Annotated in this window: 15 protein-coding genes; 7 read left to right on the top strand and 8 right to left on the bottom strand. The window is 67.0% G+C overall.

Annotation, left to right across the window (positions count from 1 at the left end; all coding sequences use genetic code 11):
* Positions 1 to 2 precede the first annotated feature (2 nt).
* The 4 genes from AUL36_RS18040 (at position 3) to AUL36_RS18025 (ending at position 4,840) form a co-directional block, all read left to right on the top strand.
* Positions 3 to 1,283, top strand: coding sequence for an AAA family ATPase (locus tag AUL36_RS18040; protein ID WP_062222931.1), 1,281 nt, complete (start codon positions 3 to 5; stop codon positions 1,281 to 1,283).
* Positions 1,284 to 1,362: 79 nt separating this feature from the next.
* Entirely contained in the window at positions 1,363 to 2,847 is a 1,485-nt protein-coding gene (locus AUL36_RS18035; RefSeq protein WP_062222928.1) for a CpaF family protein, read from the top strand.
* Between the two features lie 14 nt (positions 2,848 to 2,861).
* Complete coding sequence (locus tag AUL36_RS18030; protein ID WP_058601028.1) at positions 2,862 to 3,842, top strand: type II secretion system F family protein; 981 nt, start codon at positions 2,862 to 2,864, stop codon at positions 3,840 to 3,842.
* A gap of 8 nt (positions 3,843 to 3,850) precedes the next feature.
* Positions 3,851 to 4,840 (top strand): type II secretion system F family protein, encoded by a 990-nt coding sequence (locus AUL36_RS18025; RefSeq protein ID WP_058600989.1) that lies wholly within the window; start codon positions 3,851 to 3,853, stop codon positions 4,838 to 4,840.
* 42 nt (positions 4,841 to 4,882) lie between these two features.
* Here the strand turns inward: AUL36_RS18025 and AUL36_RS18020 are convergent, their stop codons facing one another.
* Complete coding sequence (locus AUL36_RS18020) at positions 4,883 to 5,749, bottom strand: tetratricopeptide repeat protein (RefSeq protein WP_082655922.1); 867 nt, start codon at positions 5,747 to 5,749, stop codon at positions 4,883 to 4,885.
* 109 nt (positions 5,750 to 5,858) lie between these two features.
* Between AUL36_RS18020 and AUL36_RS18015 the strand changes: the two genes are divergently transcribed.
* The 3 genes from AUL36_RS18015 (at position 5,859) to AUL36_RS18005 (ending at position 8,534) form a co-directional block, all read left to right on the top strand.
* Complete coding sequence (locus AUL36_RS18015; RefSeq protein ID WP_062222923.1) at positions 5,859 to 7,241, top strand: leucyl aminopeptidase family protein; 1,383 nt, start codon at positions 5,859 to 5,861, stop codon at positions 7,239 to 7,241.
* 70 nt (positions 7,242 to 7,311) lie between these two features.
* On the top strand, positions 7,312 to 7,662 hold the full coding sequence (locus AUL36_RS18010) for a MarR family transcriptional regulator (RefSeq protein WP_062222921.1): 351 nt from the start codon (positions 7,312 to 7,314) through the stop codon (positions 7,660 to 7,662).
* On the top strand, positions 7,659 to 8,534 hold the full coding sequence (locus AUL36_RS18005) for a C40 family peptidase (protein ID WP_062222919.1): 876 nt from the start codon (positions 7,659 to 7,661) through the stop codon (positions 8,532 to 8,534). Before AUL36_RS18010 ends, AUL36_RS18005 begins: the two co-directional genes overlap by 4 nt.
* A gap of 19 nt (positions 8,535 to 8,553) precedes the next feature.
* Here AUL36_RS18005 and AUL36_RS18000 read toward each other — a convergent pair whose 3' ends face one another.
* The 7 genes from AUL36_RS18000 to AUL36_RS17970 all read right to left on the bottom strand — a co-directional run bounded on the left by AUL36_RS18000 (position 8,554) and on the right by AUL36_RS17970 (position 17,137).
* On the bottom strand, positions 8,554 to 9,495 hold the full coding sequence (locus AUL36_RS18000; RefSeq protein WP_062222917.1) for a 2-hydroxyacid dehydrogenase: 942 nt from the start codon (positions 9,493 to 9,495) through the stop codon (positions 8,554 to 8,556).
* A gap of 46 nt (positions 9,496 to 9,541) precedes the next feature.
* The gene (locus AUL36_RS17995) at positions 9,542 to 10,192 is read right to left on the bottom strand and encodes an NUDIX domain-containing protein (RefSeq protein ID WP_062222914.1); all 651 of its coding nucleotides are present in this window, start codon (positions 10,190 to 10,192) and stop codon (positions 9,542 to 9,544) included.
* The gene (locus tag AUL36_RS17990; protein WP_062222912.1) at positions 10,189 to 11,841 is read right to left on the bottom strand and encodes an ABC transporter ATP-binding protein; all 1,653 of its coding nucleotides are present in this window, start codon (positions 11,839 to 11,841) and stop codon (positions 10,189 to 10,191) included. Before AUL36_RS17990 ends, AUL36_RS17995 begins: the two co-directional genes overlap by 4 nt.
* A 10-nt stretch (positions 11,842 to 11,851) precedes the next feature.
* Entirely contained in the window at positions 11,852 to 12,916 is a 1,065-nt protein-coding gene (locus tag AUL36_RS17985; RefSeq protein ID WP_062223031.1) for a cation diffusion facilitator family transporter, read from the bottom strand.
* Positions 12,917 to 12,921: 5 nt separating this feature from the next.
* Entirely contained in the window at positions 12,922 to 14,046 is a 1,125-nt protein-coding gene (locus tag AUL36_RS17980) for an ABC transporter permease (protein WP_062223030.1), read from the bottom strand.
* A gap of 80 nt (positions 14,047 to 14,126) precedes the next feature.
* Positions 14,127 to 15,215 carry a microcin C ABC transporter permease YejB gene (locus tag AUL36_RS17975; protein WP_058600997.1) on the bottom strand — a complete coding sequence of 363 codons (1,089 nt, stop codon included), beginning with the start codon at positions 15,213 to 15,215 and terminating at the stop codon, positions 14,127 to 14,129.
* Positions 15,216 to 15,256: 41 nt separating this feature from the next.
* Positions 15,257 to 17,137 carry an extracellular solute-binding protein gene (locus tag AUL36_RS17970; protein WP_062222910.1) on the bottom strand — a complete coding sequence of 627 codons (1,881 nt, stop codon included), beginning with the start codon at positions 17,135 to 17,137 and terminating at the stop codon, positions 15,257 to 15,259.
* Between the last annotated feature and the right edge of the window lie 6 nt (positions 17,138 to 17,143).

Below are 17,143 nucleotides of genomic sequence, written 5' to 3'. Positions count from 1 at the left end.
CGATGACCGATCTTCCCCTCGACGATGCCGCCTATCGTCCGTCCGACATGGACATGCGCGAGCGCCTCGAAGCCCTGCGTCCGGTGCCGCGCATCACCATTCAGGCCTTCTGCGAAACCGCGCCCGTCGCCGCCGCGATCGAGGCGGCGGCTGCCGACCGGCGCATGGTGAAGGCGCATGCGCGCGTGCACCTGGGCGGCATCCGCGCGGCGAACGAGCATTACGCCACCGCGCCGACGCCCAATCTCGTGCTCCTGGAATCGGCGCAGTCGCCGGCCGATCTCCTGGCCGATCTCGACGGCCTGGCCGAGGTCTGCGATCCCGGCTCGAAAGTGGTGATCATCGGCCACCACAACGACGTATCGCTCTATCGCGAGCTGACCCGGCGCGGCGTGTCGGACTATATGCTGGCACCCGTGCAGATGGCCGATGTTATCAGCGTCGTGTCGCAGCTGTTCATGGCCGAAAACGCCGAGCCGCTCGGCCGTACGCTGGCCTTTGTCGGTGCCAAGGGCGGCTCGGGGGCCTCCACCATCTGCCACAATATCAGCTGGACCATCGCCAAGCTGTTCGGCGGCGAGGTCATGCTGGCCGATCTCGACCTGCCCTTCGGCACGGCCAATATCGATTTCGACCGCGATCCGCCGCAGGGCGTGGCGGAGGCGGTGTTCTCGGCCGAGCGGCTGGACGAGGTGTTTCTCGACCGGCTCCTCGTCACCTGCGCCGAGCATCTCTCGCTTCTGGCGGCACCCTCCACGCTGGAGCGCGCCTATGATTTCGACGCGGAAGCCTTTTCGGCGCTGATCGACGCCGCCCAGCGCGGAACGCCCTGCGTCGTGCTCGACGTGCCCCATGTCTGGAACAGCTGGACGCGCACCGTTCTGGAGCGCGCCGACGAGGTGGTGATCGTGGCCGAGCCGGATCTCGCCAACCTGCGCAACGCCAAGAACCTGATGGACACGCTGCGCAAGGCGCGCCCCAACGACAAGCCCCCGCATCTCGTGTTGAACCGCGTCGGCGTGCCCAAGCGGCCCGAGATCGCGCCGGCCGAATTCGTGGAGCCGCTCGGCGTCCAGCCGGCGGCCCAGATCGCCTTCGACCCGCTGACCTTCGGCACGGCCGCCAATACCGGCCGGATGCTGACCGAGATCGACGGCAAACACGCCGCCGTCGCGGCCTTCGAGCATATGGCGCATGTGCTGACGGGGCGCAGCGTCGCCAAGCAGGCGCCACGCGCGGGGCTGAGTGGGCTGCGTGCCCTGATGCGCCGGCGCTCGGCCTGACGGGCGGCGGAGCAGACGCTTCGACAAGACAGAGTGAGGGGCGGCGGTCGCCCCCGCGAGGAATAGGGAACCAGCGGCGATGTTCGGCAAGCGCGGAAACGACACGGGCACTTTGGCGCGGCCGGCACCGGCCGCGCCGCCTGTGACCGCCGTGCCTGTCGCGGCTCCCGCGCCGCGCGAGGCCGCTGCCCCGCCCAAGCCAGTGAAAAGCGCCGCTCCCGCCTCGGCCGCCCCCGCCAGCGCGTCCGCACCGGTGGCCGCCAAGCCACGGCCCGACAGCTACTACGAGACCAAGAGCAAGATCTTCGCCGCGCTGATCGACACGATCGATCTGTCGCAGCTCGCCCGGCTCGAAGCCGAGATGGCGCGCGAGGAAATCCGCGACATCGTCAACGACATCATCTCGATCAAGAATTTCGCGATGACGATCGCCGAGCAGGAAGACCTGCTCGCCGACATCTGCAACGACGTTCTGGGCTACGGTCCGCTGGAGCCGCTTCTGGTTCGCGACGACATCGCCGACATCATGGTCAACGGCGCGCGCCAGACCTTCATCGAAGTCGGCGGCAAGGTGATCGAAGCCGGGGTGCGCTTCCGCGACAACCAGCAGCTTCTCAATATCTGCCAGCGCATCGTGTCGCAGGTCGGCCGACGCGTGGACGAATCTTCGCCCATCTGCGACGCGCGCCTGCCGGACGGCTCGCGCGTCAACGTGATCGCCCCACCGCTCGCCATCGACGGCACGGTGCTCACCATTCGTAAGTTCAAGAAGGACAAGCTGACCCTGCCGCAGCTCGTGGATTTCGGCGCGATTTCGCCGGAAGGGGCGACGATCCTCGAGATCATCGGCCGCGTGCGCTGCAACGTCGTCATCTCCGGCGGCACGGGCTCGGGCAAGACCACGCTCCTCAACTGTCTGACGCGCTATATCGACGAGGACGAGCGCATCATCACCTGCGAGGATTCGGCCGAACTCCAGCTCCAGCAGCCCCATGTTGTGCGCCTCGAAACGCGCCCGCCCAATATCGAGGGCGAGGGCGAGATCACCATGCGCGATCTCGTCAAGAACTGCCTGCGTATGCGCCCCGAACGCATCATCGTCGGCGAAGTGCGCGGACCGGAGGTCTTCGATCTCCTTCAGGCGATGAACACGGGCCATGACGGCTCGATGGGCACGATCCACGCCAACAGCCCGCGCGAATGCCTCAACCGTATGGAGGCCATGATCGCCATGGGCGGCTTCTCGCTGCCCTCGCGCACGGTGAAGGAGATCATCGTCGGCTCGGTGGACGTGATCGTCCAGGCCGCGCGCCTGCGCGACGGCTCGCGCCGCATCACCCACATCACCGAGGTGGTGGGCATGGAAGGCGACGTCATCATCACGCAGGATCTCTTCCTCTACGACATTCTGGGCGAAGACTCGCGCGGGCGTCTCCTCGGGCGGCATCGCTCCACCGGCATCGGCCGGCCGGCCTTCTGGGACCGCGCGCGCTACTACAACGAAGAGCAGCGCCTGGCCCGCGCGCTGGACGCGGCCAATGTCGAAGGGGAGCGTGGGCTGTGACCGCTCTTCTCTTCATGCTGCTCGTCGCGCTGGCAACCGGCGCGCTGATCTATGGCCTGGTCCAGCCGCGTCTCGAAAACGACAAGGCGTCGCGCTCGCGCTTCGACCAGTTCTCGGCCTCCGAAAACGATCTGGCGCTGCGCCAGGCGGCGCGCGACCGGATGCAGGAGGTGAGCAAGCGGCGCAAGACGCTTCAGGCCTCGCTTCAGGATCTGGAAGAGAAGAACCGCAAGCGCAACGGCCATCTGCGAAAGGCGAGCCTCGAAGCGCGCCTGTTGCAGGCGGGTCTGCGCATCTCCGTTCGGGCCTATATCATGGCCTGCGTCGCCCTCGGCCTGACCCTGTTCCTCGTGGTGCTGATGGTCAGCGGATCGCTCCTCATCGCGCTCGGGCTCGGCTTCGTGGGCGCGCTCGGCCTGCCACAATGGTTCTTGAGCCTGCGCAAGAAGAAGCGCCAGACGAAATTCACCGATGAGTTCGCCAACGCGCTCGACGTCATCGTGCGCGGTATCAAGTCCGGCCTGCCGCTGAACGACACGCTGCGCATGATCGCCACCGAAACGCCCGAGCCGGTGCGCTCGGAATTCGCGCGCGTGGTGGAGGCGCTGCAGATGGGCTCCTCGCTGCCGGAGGCCGTCAACCGCCTCTATGTCAGCATGCCCATCCCCGAGACCAATTTCTTCTCCATCGTGGTGTCGATCCAGTCGCAGTCGGGCGGCAATCTGGCCGAGGCGCTGGGCAACTTGTCCCGTGTGTTGCGCGACCGGCGCAAGATGAAGGGCAAGATCAAGGCCATGTCGATGGAGGCCAAGTCCTCCGCCGCCATCATCGGCTCGCTGCCCGTGATCGTCGCCGGGCTCGTGTATCTCACCTCGCCCGACTACATCTCGGTCCTGTTCACCGACCCGATGGGACACATGATCCTGCTCGGCTCGGCGTTCTGGATGTCGTGCGGCATCCTGATCATGCGCAAGATGATCAATTTCGACTTCTAGAGGCTGCTATGGACGCCGTATTTCAGATGCTCGGCCTGTCCAGCCATGTCGCGCTGGGCCTCTGTGTCGCGGTGGCGATGTTTGCGACCGTGGTGTCGCTGGTAGGCCCGCTGCTCAACGGTCGCGACATGAAAACGCGCATGAAGGCGGTGGCGCTGGAGCGCGATCAGGTCCGCGCCCGCGAGCGCGCCCGCATGGCCGGCGAGCGGGACAACCAGCGCGTCAGCCTGCGCCAGCAGGCCGACCGATCCTTCGCGGCCAAGGTGGTCGAGGCGCTGGACCTGCGCAAGGCGCTGATGGACGAGGCGACGACCAACAAGCTGCGCATCGCGGGCTTTCGCACCCAGCGCTCGCTGACGCTGTTCCTGTTCTGCCGGGTCAGCCTGCCGCTTCTGTTCGGCGTCGTCGCGGCTTTCTATATTTTCGGCCTCGGGATCATGGCGAGCCACGCTCTGGGCATCCGTCTGTTCGTCTGTATCGCGGTGGCCTATGCCGGCTTCTACGCGCCGATCGTCTTTGTCGGCAACGCGGGCAAGAAGCGCGCGCAGTCGATCTCCCGCGCCTGGCCCGACGCGCTCGACCTGCTTCTGATCTGCGTGGAATCGGGCAATGCCATCGAGGCCGCGTTTCGCCGCGTGGCGGACGAGATCGGCATTCAGTCGGTGCCGCTGGCCGAGGAAATGGTGCTGGTCTGCGCCGAGCTGTCCTATCTGCCCGACCGCAAGCAGGCCTACGAGAACCTCATCACACGCACCGGCCTCGAAAGCGTGCGCTCGGTCTGCACGGCGCTGATCCAGGCCGAGCGTTACGGCACGCCGCTGGGCGTCGCCCTGCGCACGCTGGCGCAGGAAAGCCGCGACCAGCGCATGACGGCCGCCGAAGGCAAGGCCGCCGCGCTGCCGCCCAAGCTCACCGTTCCGATGATGGTGTTCTTCCTGCCCGTGCTGTTTGCCGTGATCATCGGGCCGGCCGTGATCAAGGTTCTGCCGAACCTTTGAGGATGGAGGGGCGGCGACCGGCCGTCCCCCGCCTCGTCTGCCTCAGCCCCGGCGCTCGCTTTTCAGCTCGCTCCAGGTGTTGCGCTGGGAGAGCATCTGCTTGAGATAGGCCACATTGGCCTGCGCTTCCTCGGGCGACAGCACGTCGGAGGCGATCTTCTCCGCTTCCGAGAAGCGACCCTGAAGCCCCACGGCGAGCGCCAGATTCTGGCGCACGCGCGGATCGGCCCCCGGCTGGCTGGCGGCGCGGCTGAGATAGGATTCGGCGCTTTTCAGATCGTTCTGCAGAAGCGACGACATGCCGAGATTGGAGAGGATCGAGGGTTCGTTCGGCTGGAGCACCAGCGCCTTCTCGTAGAGAACGCGCGCCTTCTCGGGCTGGCCGAGCTGGTCGAGGATCGCCCCTTCGGCCGACAGGAGACGCCAGTCCGGCCGGTCCGGCGTCTGGGCCCGCTGCACGGTTTCGAGCGCCTTGTTGAGATCGCCCGCCGCCGCCAGCGCCTTGCCATAGGCGCCGAGCACGTCCCGGTCGTTCGGGAAGGCGATGGCGACCTGCTGCATCACGGCCAGCGACTGGTCGTTGCGCCCGGCCGCCTGGAGGGCTGCCGCATAGGCGAGGCCGACATCCTTGTTCTTCGGATTGCGTTCGTAGGACGCGCCGTAAACGCGGATCGCGGCGCGCAGCTCGTCCGCCGTCATGGTGGAGACGTCGCGGCGCGGAGCGGCCTCGCCGCGCGGGGCGATCGAGCCCGTCGTCATGCGCGAGGTGTGCGTGCAGCCGCTGGCCGCCATCAAGGTCAGAAACACAAGCGCCAGCGAACCGCGCCTTGCGCCCGCGCTCCGGCGGGCGTAGTTCGGCGCGGCGTCGCCGCCTTCGGCTCGCGCAAGCGGTCGCATCGATCGACGCATCGGCTTCCCCGTTTCTTCTTCGCCCGCTGCGGGCAGAGTGCAAGCGGGTCATCTTTCGTTAACCCCTACGTCCCGTTCATTTCGCGGGGCTGACGTTCACGAGCGCCTCATGACCGACCGCCTTCTTTCCTCCGCCCTCGATGCCCGTCCCGTCCATGCGGTGGACGAGACCGGACTGGAGCGCCTGCCCGAGACCGCGCGCCATTGGTTGGACGCGGCCGGCTACAAGGCGAGCGCGGGCTCGGTTGCGCTGTTTCCGCTGGACGGCGGGGGAGCGGGCGCGGTGTTGGGCCTCGGCGAGCCCGAGGCGCAAACCCCGGCCGCCCGCGCGCTGCTGACCGGGGCGCTGGCGCAGAGCCTGCCGGCAGGGGACTGGGCGCTGGAAGGAGAAAGCGGACTCGACCCCGATTTGGCCGCGCTGGGTTTCCTGCTCGGCTCCTACCGGTTCGAGCGCTATCTGTCGAAGCCGGGGAAGGCGGGTGCGCGTTTTGCGCTGCCTGAGGCCGCGGACGAAGCGGCGGTGCGGCTTCTGGCGAGCAGCGTGTTTCTGGTGCGCGATCTCATCAACACGCCGACCAACGACCTCCTGCCCGATGGCATCGAGGCGGCGGCGCGTCAGGTCGCGGCGGAGTTCGGGGCCGAGGTCAACGTCATCGTCGGCGACGCGCTGCTCGAACAGAACTTCCCGATGATCCATGCGGTCGGCCGCGCCTCCAGCGTCGCGCCCCGTCTCATCGACATGAGCTGGGGCCCGGAGACCGGCCCCAAGGTGACGCTGGTCGGCAAGGGCGTCGCCTTCGACACGGGCGGGCTCGACATCAAGCCGGCTTCGGGAATGCTTCTGATGAAGAAGGACATGGGCGGCGCGGCCAATGTCCTCGGCCTCGCCCGGCTCGTGATGGGCTCCAAGCTTCCCGTGCGCCTGCGCGTTCTGATTCCGGCCGTCGAGAATTCCATCTCCGCCAACAGTTTCCGGCCGGGCGACATCCTGCGCAGCCGGCTCGGCAAGAGCGTCGAGATCGGCAACACGGATGCGGAGGGGCGTCTGATCCTCGCCGATGCGCTGGCGCTGGCCGACGAGGAATCGCCTGAGATCCTGATCGACATGGCGACGCTGACGGGCGCGGCGCGCGTCGCGCTGGGGCCGGACCTGCCGCCCTTCTACACCGACGACGAGGCGTTCGCGGGCGAGATCGCGGCGGCCAGCCAAGCGCTGCACGATCCGCTCTGGCGTCTGCCGCTCTGGAAGCCCTATGCCAAGAATCTCGCGTCCAAGGTGGCCGACACGAACAACGTCACATCGGACGGTTTCGCCGGCTCCGTCACGGCCGCGCTCTTCCTTCAGGGCTTCGTAACCAAGGCCAAGAGCTGGGCGCATTTCGACGTGTTCGGCTGGCGTCCGCAGCCCGGCCCGCTCGGCCCCGCCGGCGGTGAGGCGCAGGGCATCCGCGCCCTTCACCACGTTCTGTCGGGTCGCTTCCCACGGTCTTGAAACCGCCTGAAAGTGCCGGACACTAGGCCCCGAGCGTCGCCTGAGACGAATCGACGCTCCCGAGGGGCGTATGGGACTCGACATCAAGCCGGGGCAGGCCTTGCGCCTGCTCCATCGCAACGCAATGGTTCAATCGCAGCATCCGGGCTCCGATCTCACGGCGCGCCAGACCGCGATCCTGTTGACGATCTATCTCGACCCGCCGCCCCACACGGTGCGCGGTCTTGCCCAGAAACTTCACGTGGCCAAGCCCGTGGTGACCCGCGCGCTCGACTCGATGGGACGCATGAATCTGCTCGAACGCCAGCGTGACCCCAGCGACCTGCGCAATGTCCTGATCCGCCGCACGGTCGAGGGCAGTCTCTTCGTCTCCGAAATGGCCGACCGGCTGGTGAGCGAAGCGGAGGCGCTCGGACGATGACGGCCCCGCTCGATCCGCGCCTGCACGCCCACCGCCCCGATCTCGCCGACCGCCGCCTGCAAGGGCGCGTGGAGGCCGAGCGCTTCGTGGACGGCGCGCCCGCCCATGTCGTCATGCCCGTCGCCGACCTGCGCCGCCGCCCGTCGGCCGACGCGCCGCTGGAAACGCAGGCGCTCTATGGCGAGCGGCTACGCGTCTTCGAGGAAACCGGCGAGGGCTGGTGCTGGGTTCAGCTCGACAAGGACGGCTATGTCGGCTGGGTGCCGACCGTGACGCTGATGAACGGCGAGCCGCCCGCGCCGACCCATCGCATTGCTGTGCGCCGCACGCTGGTCTTCCCCGGCCCCGACATCAAGCGCCCGCCCATGCACGATCTGCCGCTCGGCGCGCGGCTGCATGTGAAGGGCGAGGCGAGCGACCACAACGCGACCTATGGGCTGATCGCGCCCTTCGGCGCGGTGGTCGTGCAGCATATGAAGCCCGCGACCTCGTTCGAGACCGATTTCGTCGCGGTGGCGCAAGGGTTTCTGGGCGTCGCCTATCTCTGGGGTGGCAAGTCGGCGCTCGGCATCGACTGTTCGGGGCTGGTCCAAGTCGCGCTCGACGCCTGCGGTATCCTGGCTCCGCGCGATACCGACCTGCAAATGGCCTTGGGCGAAGCGCTGAGCGAGGGGGAAAGCCCCCGGCGCGGCGATCTCGTCTTCTGGCGCGGCCATGTCGGCATCATGATGAATGAGACGCAGCTTCTCCATGCCAACGCCCATCACATGATGACGGCGATCGAGCCTCTGTCGGAGGCCGTGTCGCGGCTCGAAGCCAAGGGCGCGCCCGTGCTCTCCATCCGTCGCCTGCCGGAGGTCCGGCAGGGCTGACGGGTTGCATGCGCGGCTCTCAGTACCCCGCCGAACGATCCACGATGTTGGTGAGCGCCTCGCCGCGCCGGTGGGCCGCGATCTGTCGCATGATGATGGGCGCCAGCGCTTCCGGGTCGGAAGACGCGGCGGCATGGGGCGTGACGAAGACCCGCGGGTGGCGCCAGAGCGGGCTGTCGGCGGCCAGCGGCTCGCGTTCGAACACGTCCAGCGAGGCTTCCATCAGGCGATTGTCGTTGAGCGCGCGCAGAATGGCCGAATCGACCTGCAAGCCGCCGCGCCCGGCATTGATCAGAACCGGCGTGCCCAGCGGCGTTTCGCGCTTGAGCCGCGACAGGAAGGCGTCATCGATCAGCCCGCGCGTCTCGCTCGTGAGCGGCAGAAGCACGACCAGAATGTCGCTTTGGGCCAGGATCGCCCCGAGCCCCTCCTCGCCATGGAAGGTGGTGACGCCCTCGACCTGACGCTCGCGCCGGCTCCAGCCCGAGACCTTGAAGCCGAGGAGGCGGAGCTTTTCGGCCGCGTCCCGCCCAAGTTCGCCAAGGCCGAGAATGCCGACCTGAACATCGCCGGCGGCGGGCTGGCGGCGCTCGTTCCAGAGACGGGCGGCCTGCTGCGCGCGATAGACCATGCCCCGGCGATGATGATCGAGCACCCGCCAGACGACATATTCGCTCATGCGCGCGGTCAGATCGTCGGCGACGATGCGCACGATCGGCACGTCGGGCACGGTGCGGTCGGCCAGGATGTGATCGACGCCCGCGCCAAGCGAGAAGACAGCCTGAAGGTTCGGCAGCCCTTCCAGAACGCCCGGCGGCTGCTTCCAGACCACGGCATAGCGGATCGAGGGATCGCCCGCCGTTTCGGGCCGCAGCACGATGGTCTCCCCCGGCGCGGCTTTCAGCATGGCGTCGTGCCAGCGCGTGGGATCGAAGCCGGTGACGGACAGGAGAAGGGTCATGCAGGTCTCTTCGGTCAGCGTTCGATGAAAGGGCGTTTTTGAAAAATCAGGCGACGGGTTCGGCCGCGTCCTGCAGCAGGCGCGCCTGTTGGCGTCCGTGGCGGGCGAACCAATGCGCGGCGGAAACAAGGAAGCCGTTCTCGATCGAGCCCGCGTCCACCGCCTCGATCAGGGCGTCCACCGGCGCACGGATCGCGATGATGTCCTCCTGCTCGTCCAGCTTGCCGCCATGACCCTGCAGCGCGCCGGCATCCACCAGCGCCAGGAAGAAGCAGGCGACCTCGTCGCACAGGCCGGGGGAGGAGAGGATCGTATAGGCCGGCGCGATCGCATGCGTCACGAGCCCGGTTTCCTCTTCGAGTTCGCGGCTGGCCGCCTCGATCGGATTCTCGCCTTCGTCCACCAGACCCGCCGGCAGTTCCAGCGCCGCCGCCTTGCCGGAGGTGAGCGCTGCGCCGATGCGGAACTGGCGGATCACCACGATCTCGTCGCGCACGGGGTCATAGGGAATGATGATCGCGGCGAGGCCCGAGCGCAGGAATTCGCGCCGCGCCAGCACAGGCTCGTCGCGCCCGAGCGGGGCGTGGCGCACCGTCACCGCGTCCAGCGCACGAAAGCCCGCGTGAAGGCGCTCGTCCTTCTCGATGGTGAAATCGAGCGGCTGGTCCTCCAGCCGCTGACGATAGATGTCGCTCATTCCGAAACCTCTCGGGTGCCCGCCGCTTCGATGCGGAAGGCCGCCGCCATCAATGCCTTGGTATAGTCGGTCTGGGGATTGTCGAAGATCGCGTCCGACGAGCCGCGCTCCACCACATGCCCGCCGCGCATGACGATCACCTCGTTGGCGAGCGCGCGCACGACCTTCAGATCGTGGCTGATGAAGAGATAGGCGAGATCATGCTTCTTCTGGAGATGGCGCAGGAGATCGACCACCTGCGCCTGCACGCTCATGTCCAGCGCCGAGGTCGGCTCGTCCAGCATCACGAAGCGCGGGTTGAGCACCATGGCGCGGGCAATCGCGATGCGCTGGCGCTGGCCGCCCGAGAACTCATGCGGATAGCGAAAGCGCGTGGCCGGGTCGAGCCCGACTTCGGTCAGCGCCGAGACGACGCGTGCATCCCGATCCGCGCTGGAGAGCGAGGGCTGGTGGACGCGCAGACCCTCCGCGATGATCTCGCCCACCGCCATGCGCGGCGAGAGCGAGCCGAACGGGTCCTGAAACACGATCTGGACGCGGTCGCGCAGGGGCCGCATGTCCTTGAAGGAGCGTTGGTCGATCCGCTCGCCATCGAAGCGGATTTCGCCTTGGCTTCCGATCATGCGGCAGAGCGCGAGACCGAGCGTCGTCTTGCCCGAGCCCGACTCGCCGACGACGCCGACCGTCTGCCCGGCGCGCACCGTGATGTCGATCCCGTCCACGGCCTTCACATGGTCCGAAACGCGCCGGAACAGGCCGGTGCGCACGGGAAACCAGACCTTGATGTCTCGTCCCTCCATGACGACCGGCGCATTGGCGTTGGCCGCGGGCGGCCGACCCTTGGGCTCGGCCGCCAGAAGATGGCGGGTGTATTCGTGGCGAGGATTGGCGAAGATCTCGGCGGTCGGCCCGGTCTCGACGATCTCGCCCTTGGTCATGACGCAGACGCGGTCTGCGATGCGCCGGACGATGCCGAGATCATGCGTGATGAAGAGGAGGCCCATCTGGCGCTCCTCCTGAAGCTTCTTCAGAAGCTCCAGAATCTGCGCCTGAACCGTCACGTCGAGCGCGGTGGTCGGCTCGTCGGCGATCAGAAGGTCCGGCTCGTTGGCGAGCGCCATCGCGATCATCACGCGCTGGCGCTGCCCGCCCGAGAGCTGGTGCGGATAGGCGCCGAGCCGCTTTTCCGGCTCGCGAATGCCGACCTGATGCAGAAGCTCCAGCGTGCGCTCGCGCGCGGCGCGGTCGGACAGGCCCCGATGCACCTTCATGACCTCGCCGATCTGCCGCTCGATCGTGTGGAGCGGGTTCAGCGAGGACATGGGCTCCTGAAAGATCATCGAAATGCGGTTGCCGCGCACCGCCCGCAGCGCGTCGTCGCTCGCTCCGATCAGGTCCTGCCCCTCGAACAGGACCTCTCCACCCGGATGGCTCGCGGCGGGGTAGGGCAGGAGCTTCAGGATCGAGAGCGCGGACACGGACTTGCCCGAGCCGGACTCGCCGACCAGCGCCACCGTTTCGCCCTTGGCGATGGAAAAGGAGACGCCCTTCACCGCAAGGCTGGTCGCCCCGCCCTGCGCGAAGGCCACCTGAAGCCCGCGCACATCGAGAAGCGGGCTTTGCGCGGAGGAGGAAGCAGCTTGGCTCAACGATGTCTCCTCACGCCGGACGGGCGTTCAGCGCGGAAGCGGCGGGATGGACGTTCGCCGCATGGCGATGGTGGCCGTGACCGGTATGGCCCTGATGCCCGTGCCCGTGGTCGTGGTCGTGGTCGTGGTCGTGGTCGTGGTCGTGGGGATGCGCGGCGTCGGCGCAGAGATCGCCTTCGACCTCCACCGTCGCATGGCCGATGGCGAAGTCCTGGCGCAGCGCGGTCTTGATGGCGCGCACGGTGCCCGGCCCGTCCGCGCCCTCCAGAAGCCTGGCATGAAGCGTCGCGGCGCGGCGCTTGGGCGTGATCATCCAGACATGGACATGATGCACTTCGGCCAGACCCGGCACACGGTCGGCGAGAGCCTGTTTCACCGCCGCGCCATCCACGCCGGCGGGCGAGCCTTCGAGCAGGACATGGCCGGATTCACGCACCAGCCGCCAGGCATTGCCGAGGATCAGGAGGCAGACGAGCACGGACAGAATGGGGTCGATCGGCGTCCAGCCTGTGCGCCAGATGACGATCGAGGCGATGATGGCCGCGACCGAGCCCAGGAGATCGCCGAGCACGTGCAGAAGCGCGCCGCGCAGGTTCAGGTCGTCCTTGTCGCCGCCATGCAGCGTGAAGAAGGCCGCGATGTTGACGAGGAGACCGGCGACGGCCACGGCGAACATCGGCCCGGCCAGAACCGGCGCGGGGTTGGCCAGACGCTGCCACGCCTCGAAGATGATGAAGGCGCTGATGCCGAAGAGAACCAGACCGTTGGAATAGGCGACCAGAATCTGGAATCGATCGTAGCCGAAGGAGCGGCGCGCATCGGCCGGGCGGCGCGCCATGCGGATGGCGACGAAGGCGAGCGCCAGACCGGCGAAGTCCACCAGCATATGCCCGGCATCGGCCAGAAGCGCGAGCGAGCCGGAGACGATCCCGCCCGCGACCTCGACCAGCATGAAGACGCCTGTCAGCCCCGCCGCAATGGCGAGCCGGCGCTCGCTCGCATGGGCCGCGTGATCGTGGTCGTGGCCAGCATGGCTGTGGCCAGCGTGGCCGGCCTGATCGTGGGAATGGCCCATCGTGCTCACCTGAAGCTCTTGCGGGGGTCGAAGGCGTCGCGCACCGCTTCGCCGATGAAGACGAGCAGCGACAGCATCAAGGACAGGACGACGAAGCCCGAAATGCCGAGCCAGGGCGCCTGAAGATTGTTGCGCCCCTGCGCCAGCAACTCGCCGAGCGAGGGCGAGCCGGGCGGGAGGCCGAAGCCGAGAAAGTCGAGCGAGGTCAGCGTCGTGATCGAGCCGTTGAGAATGAAGGGCAGGAAGGTCAGCGTCGCGACCATGGCATTGGGCAGGAGATGCCGGCCCATGATGGTCCAGTCGCCGACGCCGAGTGCGCGCGCCGCGTTCACATATTCGAAGTTGCGCGCCCGCAGGAACTCGGCGCGCACGACGCCCACGAACGAGACCCAGGAGAAGAGCAGCATGATGCCGAGCAGAATCCAGAAGCCCGGCGGCAGGATCGCGGCGACGATCAAGAGCAGATAGAGAACCGGGATCGAGCTCCAGATCTCGATGAAGCGCTGGAAGATCAGATCGACCCAGCCGCCGAAATAGCCCTGCACCGCCCCGGCGAACACGCCGATCACGGCCGAGGTGGCGGTGAGGATCAGGCCGAACAGGACGGAGATGCGGAAGCCGTAGATGAGACGAGCCAGAACGTCGCGCGCCTGATCGTCCGTTCCCAGCCAGTTCCAGTTGCCCAGCACGCAGTTGGGATCGTTCACCCCCAACGGATAGCGCGCGCAGCGCTCCTCCTTGGAAAAGGTCCAAGAGGGCGGGGAGGGGGCGGGAACCGGGATCTCGTTGTTGACGCTGCCGTAGGAATAGCGGATCGGCGGCCAGACCATCCAGCCGTTCGCCGCCACCTCGTCCTGAATGAACGGGTCGCGGTAATTGGTGACGGGCAGGAAGCCGCCGAAGACCTCTTCCGGGTAGTCCTTGAAGATGGGCGTGTAATATTCGCCCTTGTAGGAGATCAGAAGCGGGCGGTCATTGGCGATGAACTCCGCGCCGAGCGTCAGCACGAAGAGCACGAGGAAGATCCAGAGCGACCACCAGCCGCGCCGATGCGCCTTGAAGTTCTGCCAGCGGCGCTGGTTGAGCGGCGACAGGCGCGGTGGGCGCAATGTTTCGACAGGCGGCGCCATCTGCGCCAGCGCGCCAGTGTCGGCTCTGGCGTCCGCAGCCTTGATGAGTTCGGGCGGGTTGTCCGAAGAAGGCGCCATGCTCAAACCTCCCGCTTCTCGAAATCGATGCGCGGATCGATCCAGGTATAGGTGAGGTCGGAGATCAGCGTGGTCAGAAGGCCGATCAGGGAGAAGATGTAGAGCGTGGCGAAAACCACGGGATAATCCCGCTTGTAGATGCTCTCGAAGGACAGAAGCCCGAGCCCGTCCAGCGAGAAGATCGTCTCGATCAGCAGCGAGCCGGAGAAGAAGGCCGAGATGAAGGCGCCGGGGAAGCCCGCGACGATGATCAGCATGGCGTTGCGAAACACGTGGCCATAGAGCACGCGGCGCTCGGTGAGGCCCTTGGCGCGCGCGGTGGTCACGTATTGCTTGCGGATTTCATCGAGGAACGAGTTCTTGGTGAGCAGCGTCGTCGTGGCGAAGGCCGACAGCGACAGCGCGATGAGCGGCAGCGTCAGATGCCAGAAATAATCGACGATCCGCTCCGGCCAGGAGAGCTGGGCCCAATTGTCGGAGGTCAGCCCGCGCAGCGGGAACCAGTCGAGAAACGAGCCGCCGGCAAAGAGCACGATCAGGAGAACCGCGAAGAGAAAGCCCGGAATGGCATAGGCCACGATGATGACCGCGCTCGTCCAGGTGTCGAAGCGCGAGCCCTCCTTCAAGGCTTTGCGGATGCCGAGCGGGATCGAGATGATGTAGGAGAGAAGCGTGATCCAGAGCCCGAGCGAGATCGAAACCGGCAGCTTCTGGATGATGAGATCCACCACGGTGGCGTTGGAAAAGAAGCTCGTGCCGAAGTCGAAGCGGGCATAGTCCCAGATCATCGTGGCGAAGCGTTCGAGCGGCGGCTTGTCGAAGCCGAACTGCTGTTCCAGCCGCTTGATGAACTCGGGATCGAGCCCCTGCGCCCCGCGATAGCCCGAGGATTCGCCGCTCATGGCGGCCGCCTCGCCGCCACCTCCGCCGCCCAGCCGGTCGGCCGCGCCGCCGCCCTGGCCCTGGAGGCTGGCGACGACCTGTTCCACAGGGCCACCCGGCGCGAACTGGATCACGATGAAGGAAACGGCCATGATCCCGAACAGGGTCGGAATCATCAAAGCCAGACGTCGAAGAATATAGGCGGCCATTCACCCGTTCCGTTGCGCGGCGATCAGACGGTGCGGCGGGCTCAAGCCCGACCCGCCGCCTTCGCCTTGGCCTCGTCGTACCACCAGAGCCGTTCCACCGGAAACCCGTAATCGGGCTTGGGATCGCGAAAGCCGAACATGTCCCACCATGCGACCTTATGCCCGGTGGAGCCGATATTGGGCAGCCAGTCCAGCCGCCAGCGCAAGGTCCGGTCCAGCGCGCGCATGGCGATGGCAAGGCTTTCGCGGTCCTGCGCCTCGCCGACTTTCGCAATCAGGGCGTCCACCGCCGGGCTCGCCGTGCCCGGATAATTGTAGGAGCCGTTGCGATCGCGCGCGGCCGAGCCGAAGAAGAGTCCGAGGCTTTCGCGCGTCGGCGTGCCGTTCAGCGAAAAAGCGCAGAGCATCATGTCGAAGTCGAAGCGGTTCTGCCGGTCCTGATATTGCGCGGCGTCCACGAGGCGCAGCGAAGCGTCGATGCCCAGAAGCTTCATGTTCTCGATCATCTTGCCGTAGACGCGCGCCTGCTCCGGGTCGTTGATCAGATGCTCGAGCCGGAAGACCGTCCCTTGCGCATTCACGAGCTGCGAGCCCTTGCGCGTCCAGCCGGCGGCCTGGAGCAGGTCGGCGGCCTCGCGCAGGAGCTTGCGGTCACGGCCCGACCCGTCCGAGATCGGCTGGCGCCAAACCTCGCCGAAGACCTCCGGCGGCAGGTCGGCCCGCAGCGGCTCCAGAAGCGCCAGTTCCTCGGGGGGCGGCGCGCCCACGGCCACGAAGTCCGAATTCTCGAAGGGCGATTGCGAATGCTCGCGCAGGCCATAGAGAAGATTGGCGTTAGTCCATTCGAAGTCGAAGCAGAGATTGATCGCGCGGCGCACGCGCGCATCCTGAAACTGCGCCCGGCGCTGGTTCAGCGCCCAGCACTGGAAGCGCGGCCATTTCTCTTCCTCGAACTGGCGCATCTGCACGCGCCCGTCGGTCACGGCCGGAAACTGATATTCCGTCGCCCAGGCCTTGGTGGTGAACTCCTCGCGATAGGTCGTGTCGCCCTTCTTGAAGGCTTCGAGCGCGCTCTGGCGGTCGCGGTAGAACTCGACGCGGATCGTCTGGAAATGGTCCAGCCCGCGCTGGAAGGGCATATCCTTGGCCCAATGGTCGGCCCGCTTCTCGTATTCGATGAAGCGCCCTGCGATATAGCGGCCGATGCGATAGGGGCCGGAGCCCGGGATCTCGGTGAAGCCGCCCTGCGTGAACGGTCGATCCTGAAAAAAGCTTTCCGGCACAATCGGGATGGACAGCGCCTGAAGCGCGGTCGGCAGGGTCTGCCGGCCGGAAAAGCGGATCGTCACCCCGCGCTCGCCGTCAGTCGTCACCTCAGTGACCTCGGCCAGCTGAATGGCGAGCGCCGGGTGGCCCTCGCTCTTCATGGTGCGATAGGAAAAGGCGACGTCGGAAGCCAGAACCGGCGCGCCGGTGGAGAAGCGCGCTTGCGGGCGAAGCTCGAAGCGGAATGTGTTGTTGTCGGGCGAAACGGACACGCTCTCGGCCAGCTGACCATAGATCGCGTCCGGCTCGTCCAGCGTCCCGGTCATCAGCCCTTCATAGAGCATTTCGATGCGCGGCGGCGCGTTGCCTTGGAGAATGAAGGTGTTGAACGTGTCGAACGTATCGGGCGCCTGATTGAGCACCCAGTTCGGCACGGTGAACGTGAAGCGCCCGCCCTCTGGCGCGTCGGGGCTCGCGTAGTCGAACTGCTGGTAATCGGCGGGGTATTTCAGATCGCCGAAGGGCGAGAGACCGTGCAGCTTGGTGTCGTGCGCGAGCGCCGCGAACCCCAGACGCGGCAGCGCGGCGACCGCGCCCGCCGCCAAGGCCAGCCTGCCGAAGTCGCGGCGCGAGAAGAGGCGGAGAGGCCCGGTCATGGCGCG

Source organism: Aureimonas sp. D3 (assembly GCF_001463805.1).
In the GTDB taxonomy this organism is placed as follows: domain Bacteria; phylum Pseudomonadota; class Alphaproteobacteria; order Rhizobiales; family Rhizobiaceae; genus Aureimonas; species Aureimonas ureilytica_A.
This window is presented reverse-complemented; position numbering and strand designations above follow the sequence as displayed.

Excerpts from the sequence above, each read along its gene's own strand:
- AUL36_RS18030 (WP_058601028.1), top strand. The coding sequence starts at position 2,862 with ATGCTGCTCGTCGCGCTGGCAACCGGCGCGCTGATCTATGGCCTGGTC.
- AUL36_RS17970 (WP_062222910.1), bottom strand. The coding sequence starts at position 17,137 with ATGACCGGGCCTCTCCGCCTCTTCTCGCGCCGCGACTTCGGCAGGCTG.
- AUL36_RS18025 (WP_058600989.1), top strand. The coding sequence starts at position 3,851 with ATGGACGCCGTATTTCAGATGCTCGGCCTGTCCAGCCATGTCGCGCTG.
- AUL36_RS18015 (WP_062222923.1), top strand. The coding sequence starts at position 5,859 with ATGACCGACCGCCTTCTTTCCTCCGCCCTCGATGCCCGTCCCGTCCAT.
- AUL36_RS18005 (WP_062222919.1), top strand. The coding sequence starts at position 7,659 with ATGACGGCCCCGCTCGATCCGCGCCTGCACGCCCACCGCCCCGATCTC.
- AUL36_RS17975 (WP_058600997.1), bottom strand. The coding sequence starts at position 15,215 with ATGGCCGCCTATATTCTTCGACGTCTGGCTTTGATGATTCCGACCCTG.
- AUL36_RS18010 (WP_062222921.1), top strand. The coding sequence starts at position 7,312 with ATGGGACTCGACATCAAGCCGGGGCAGGCCTTGCGCCTGCTCCATCGC.
- AUL36_RS18040 (WP_062222931.1), top strand. The coding sequence starts at position 3 with ATGACCGATCTTCCCCTCGACGATGCCGCCTATCGTCCGTCCGACATG.
- AUL36_RS18000 (WP_062222917.1), bottom strand. The coding sequence starts at position 9,495 with ATGACCCTTCTCCTGTCCGTCACCGGCTTCGATCCCACGCGCTGGCAC.
- AUL36_RS17985 (WP_062223031.1), bottom strand. The coding sequence starts at position 12,916 with ATGGGCCATTCCCACGATCAGGCCGGCCACGCTGGCCACAGCCATGCT.
- AUL36_RS17995 (WP_062222914.1), bottom strand. The coding sequence starts at position 10,192 with ATGAGCGACATCTATCGTCAGCGGCTGGAGGACCAGCCGCTCGATTTC.
- AUL36_RS18020 (WP_082655922.1), bottom strand. The coding sequence starts at position 5,749 with ATGCGTCGATCGATGCGACCGCTTGCGCGAGCCGAAGGCGGCGACGCC.
- AUL36_RS18035 (WP_062222928.1), top strand. The coding sequence starts at position 1,363 with ATGTTCGGCAAGCGCGGAAACGACACGGGCACTTTGGCGCGGCCGGCA.
- AUL36_RS17980 (WP_062223030.1), bottom strand. The coding sequence starts at position 14,046 with ATGGCGCCGCCTGTCGAAACATTGCGCCCACCGCGCCTGTCGCCGCTC.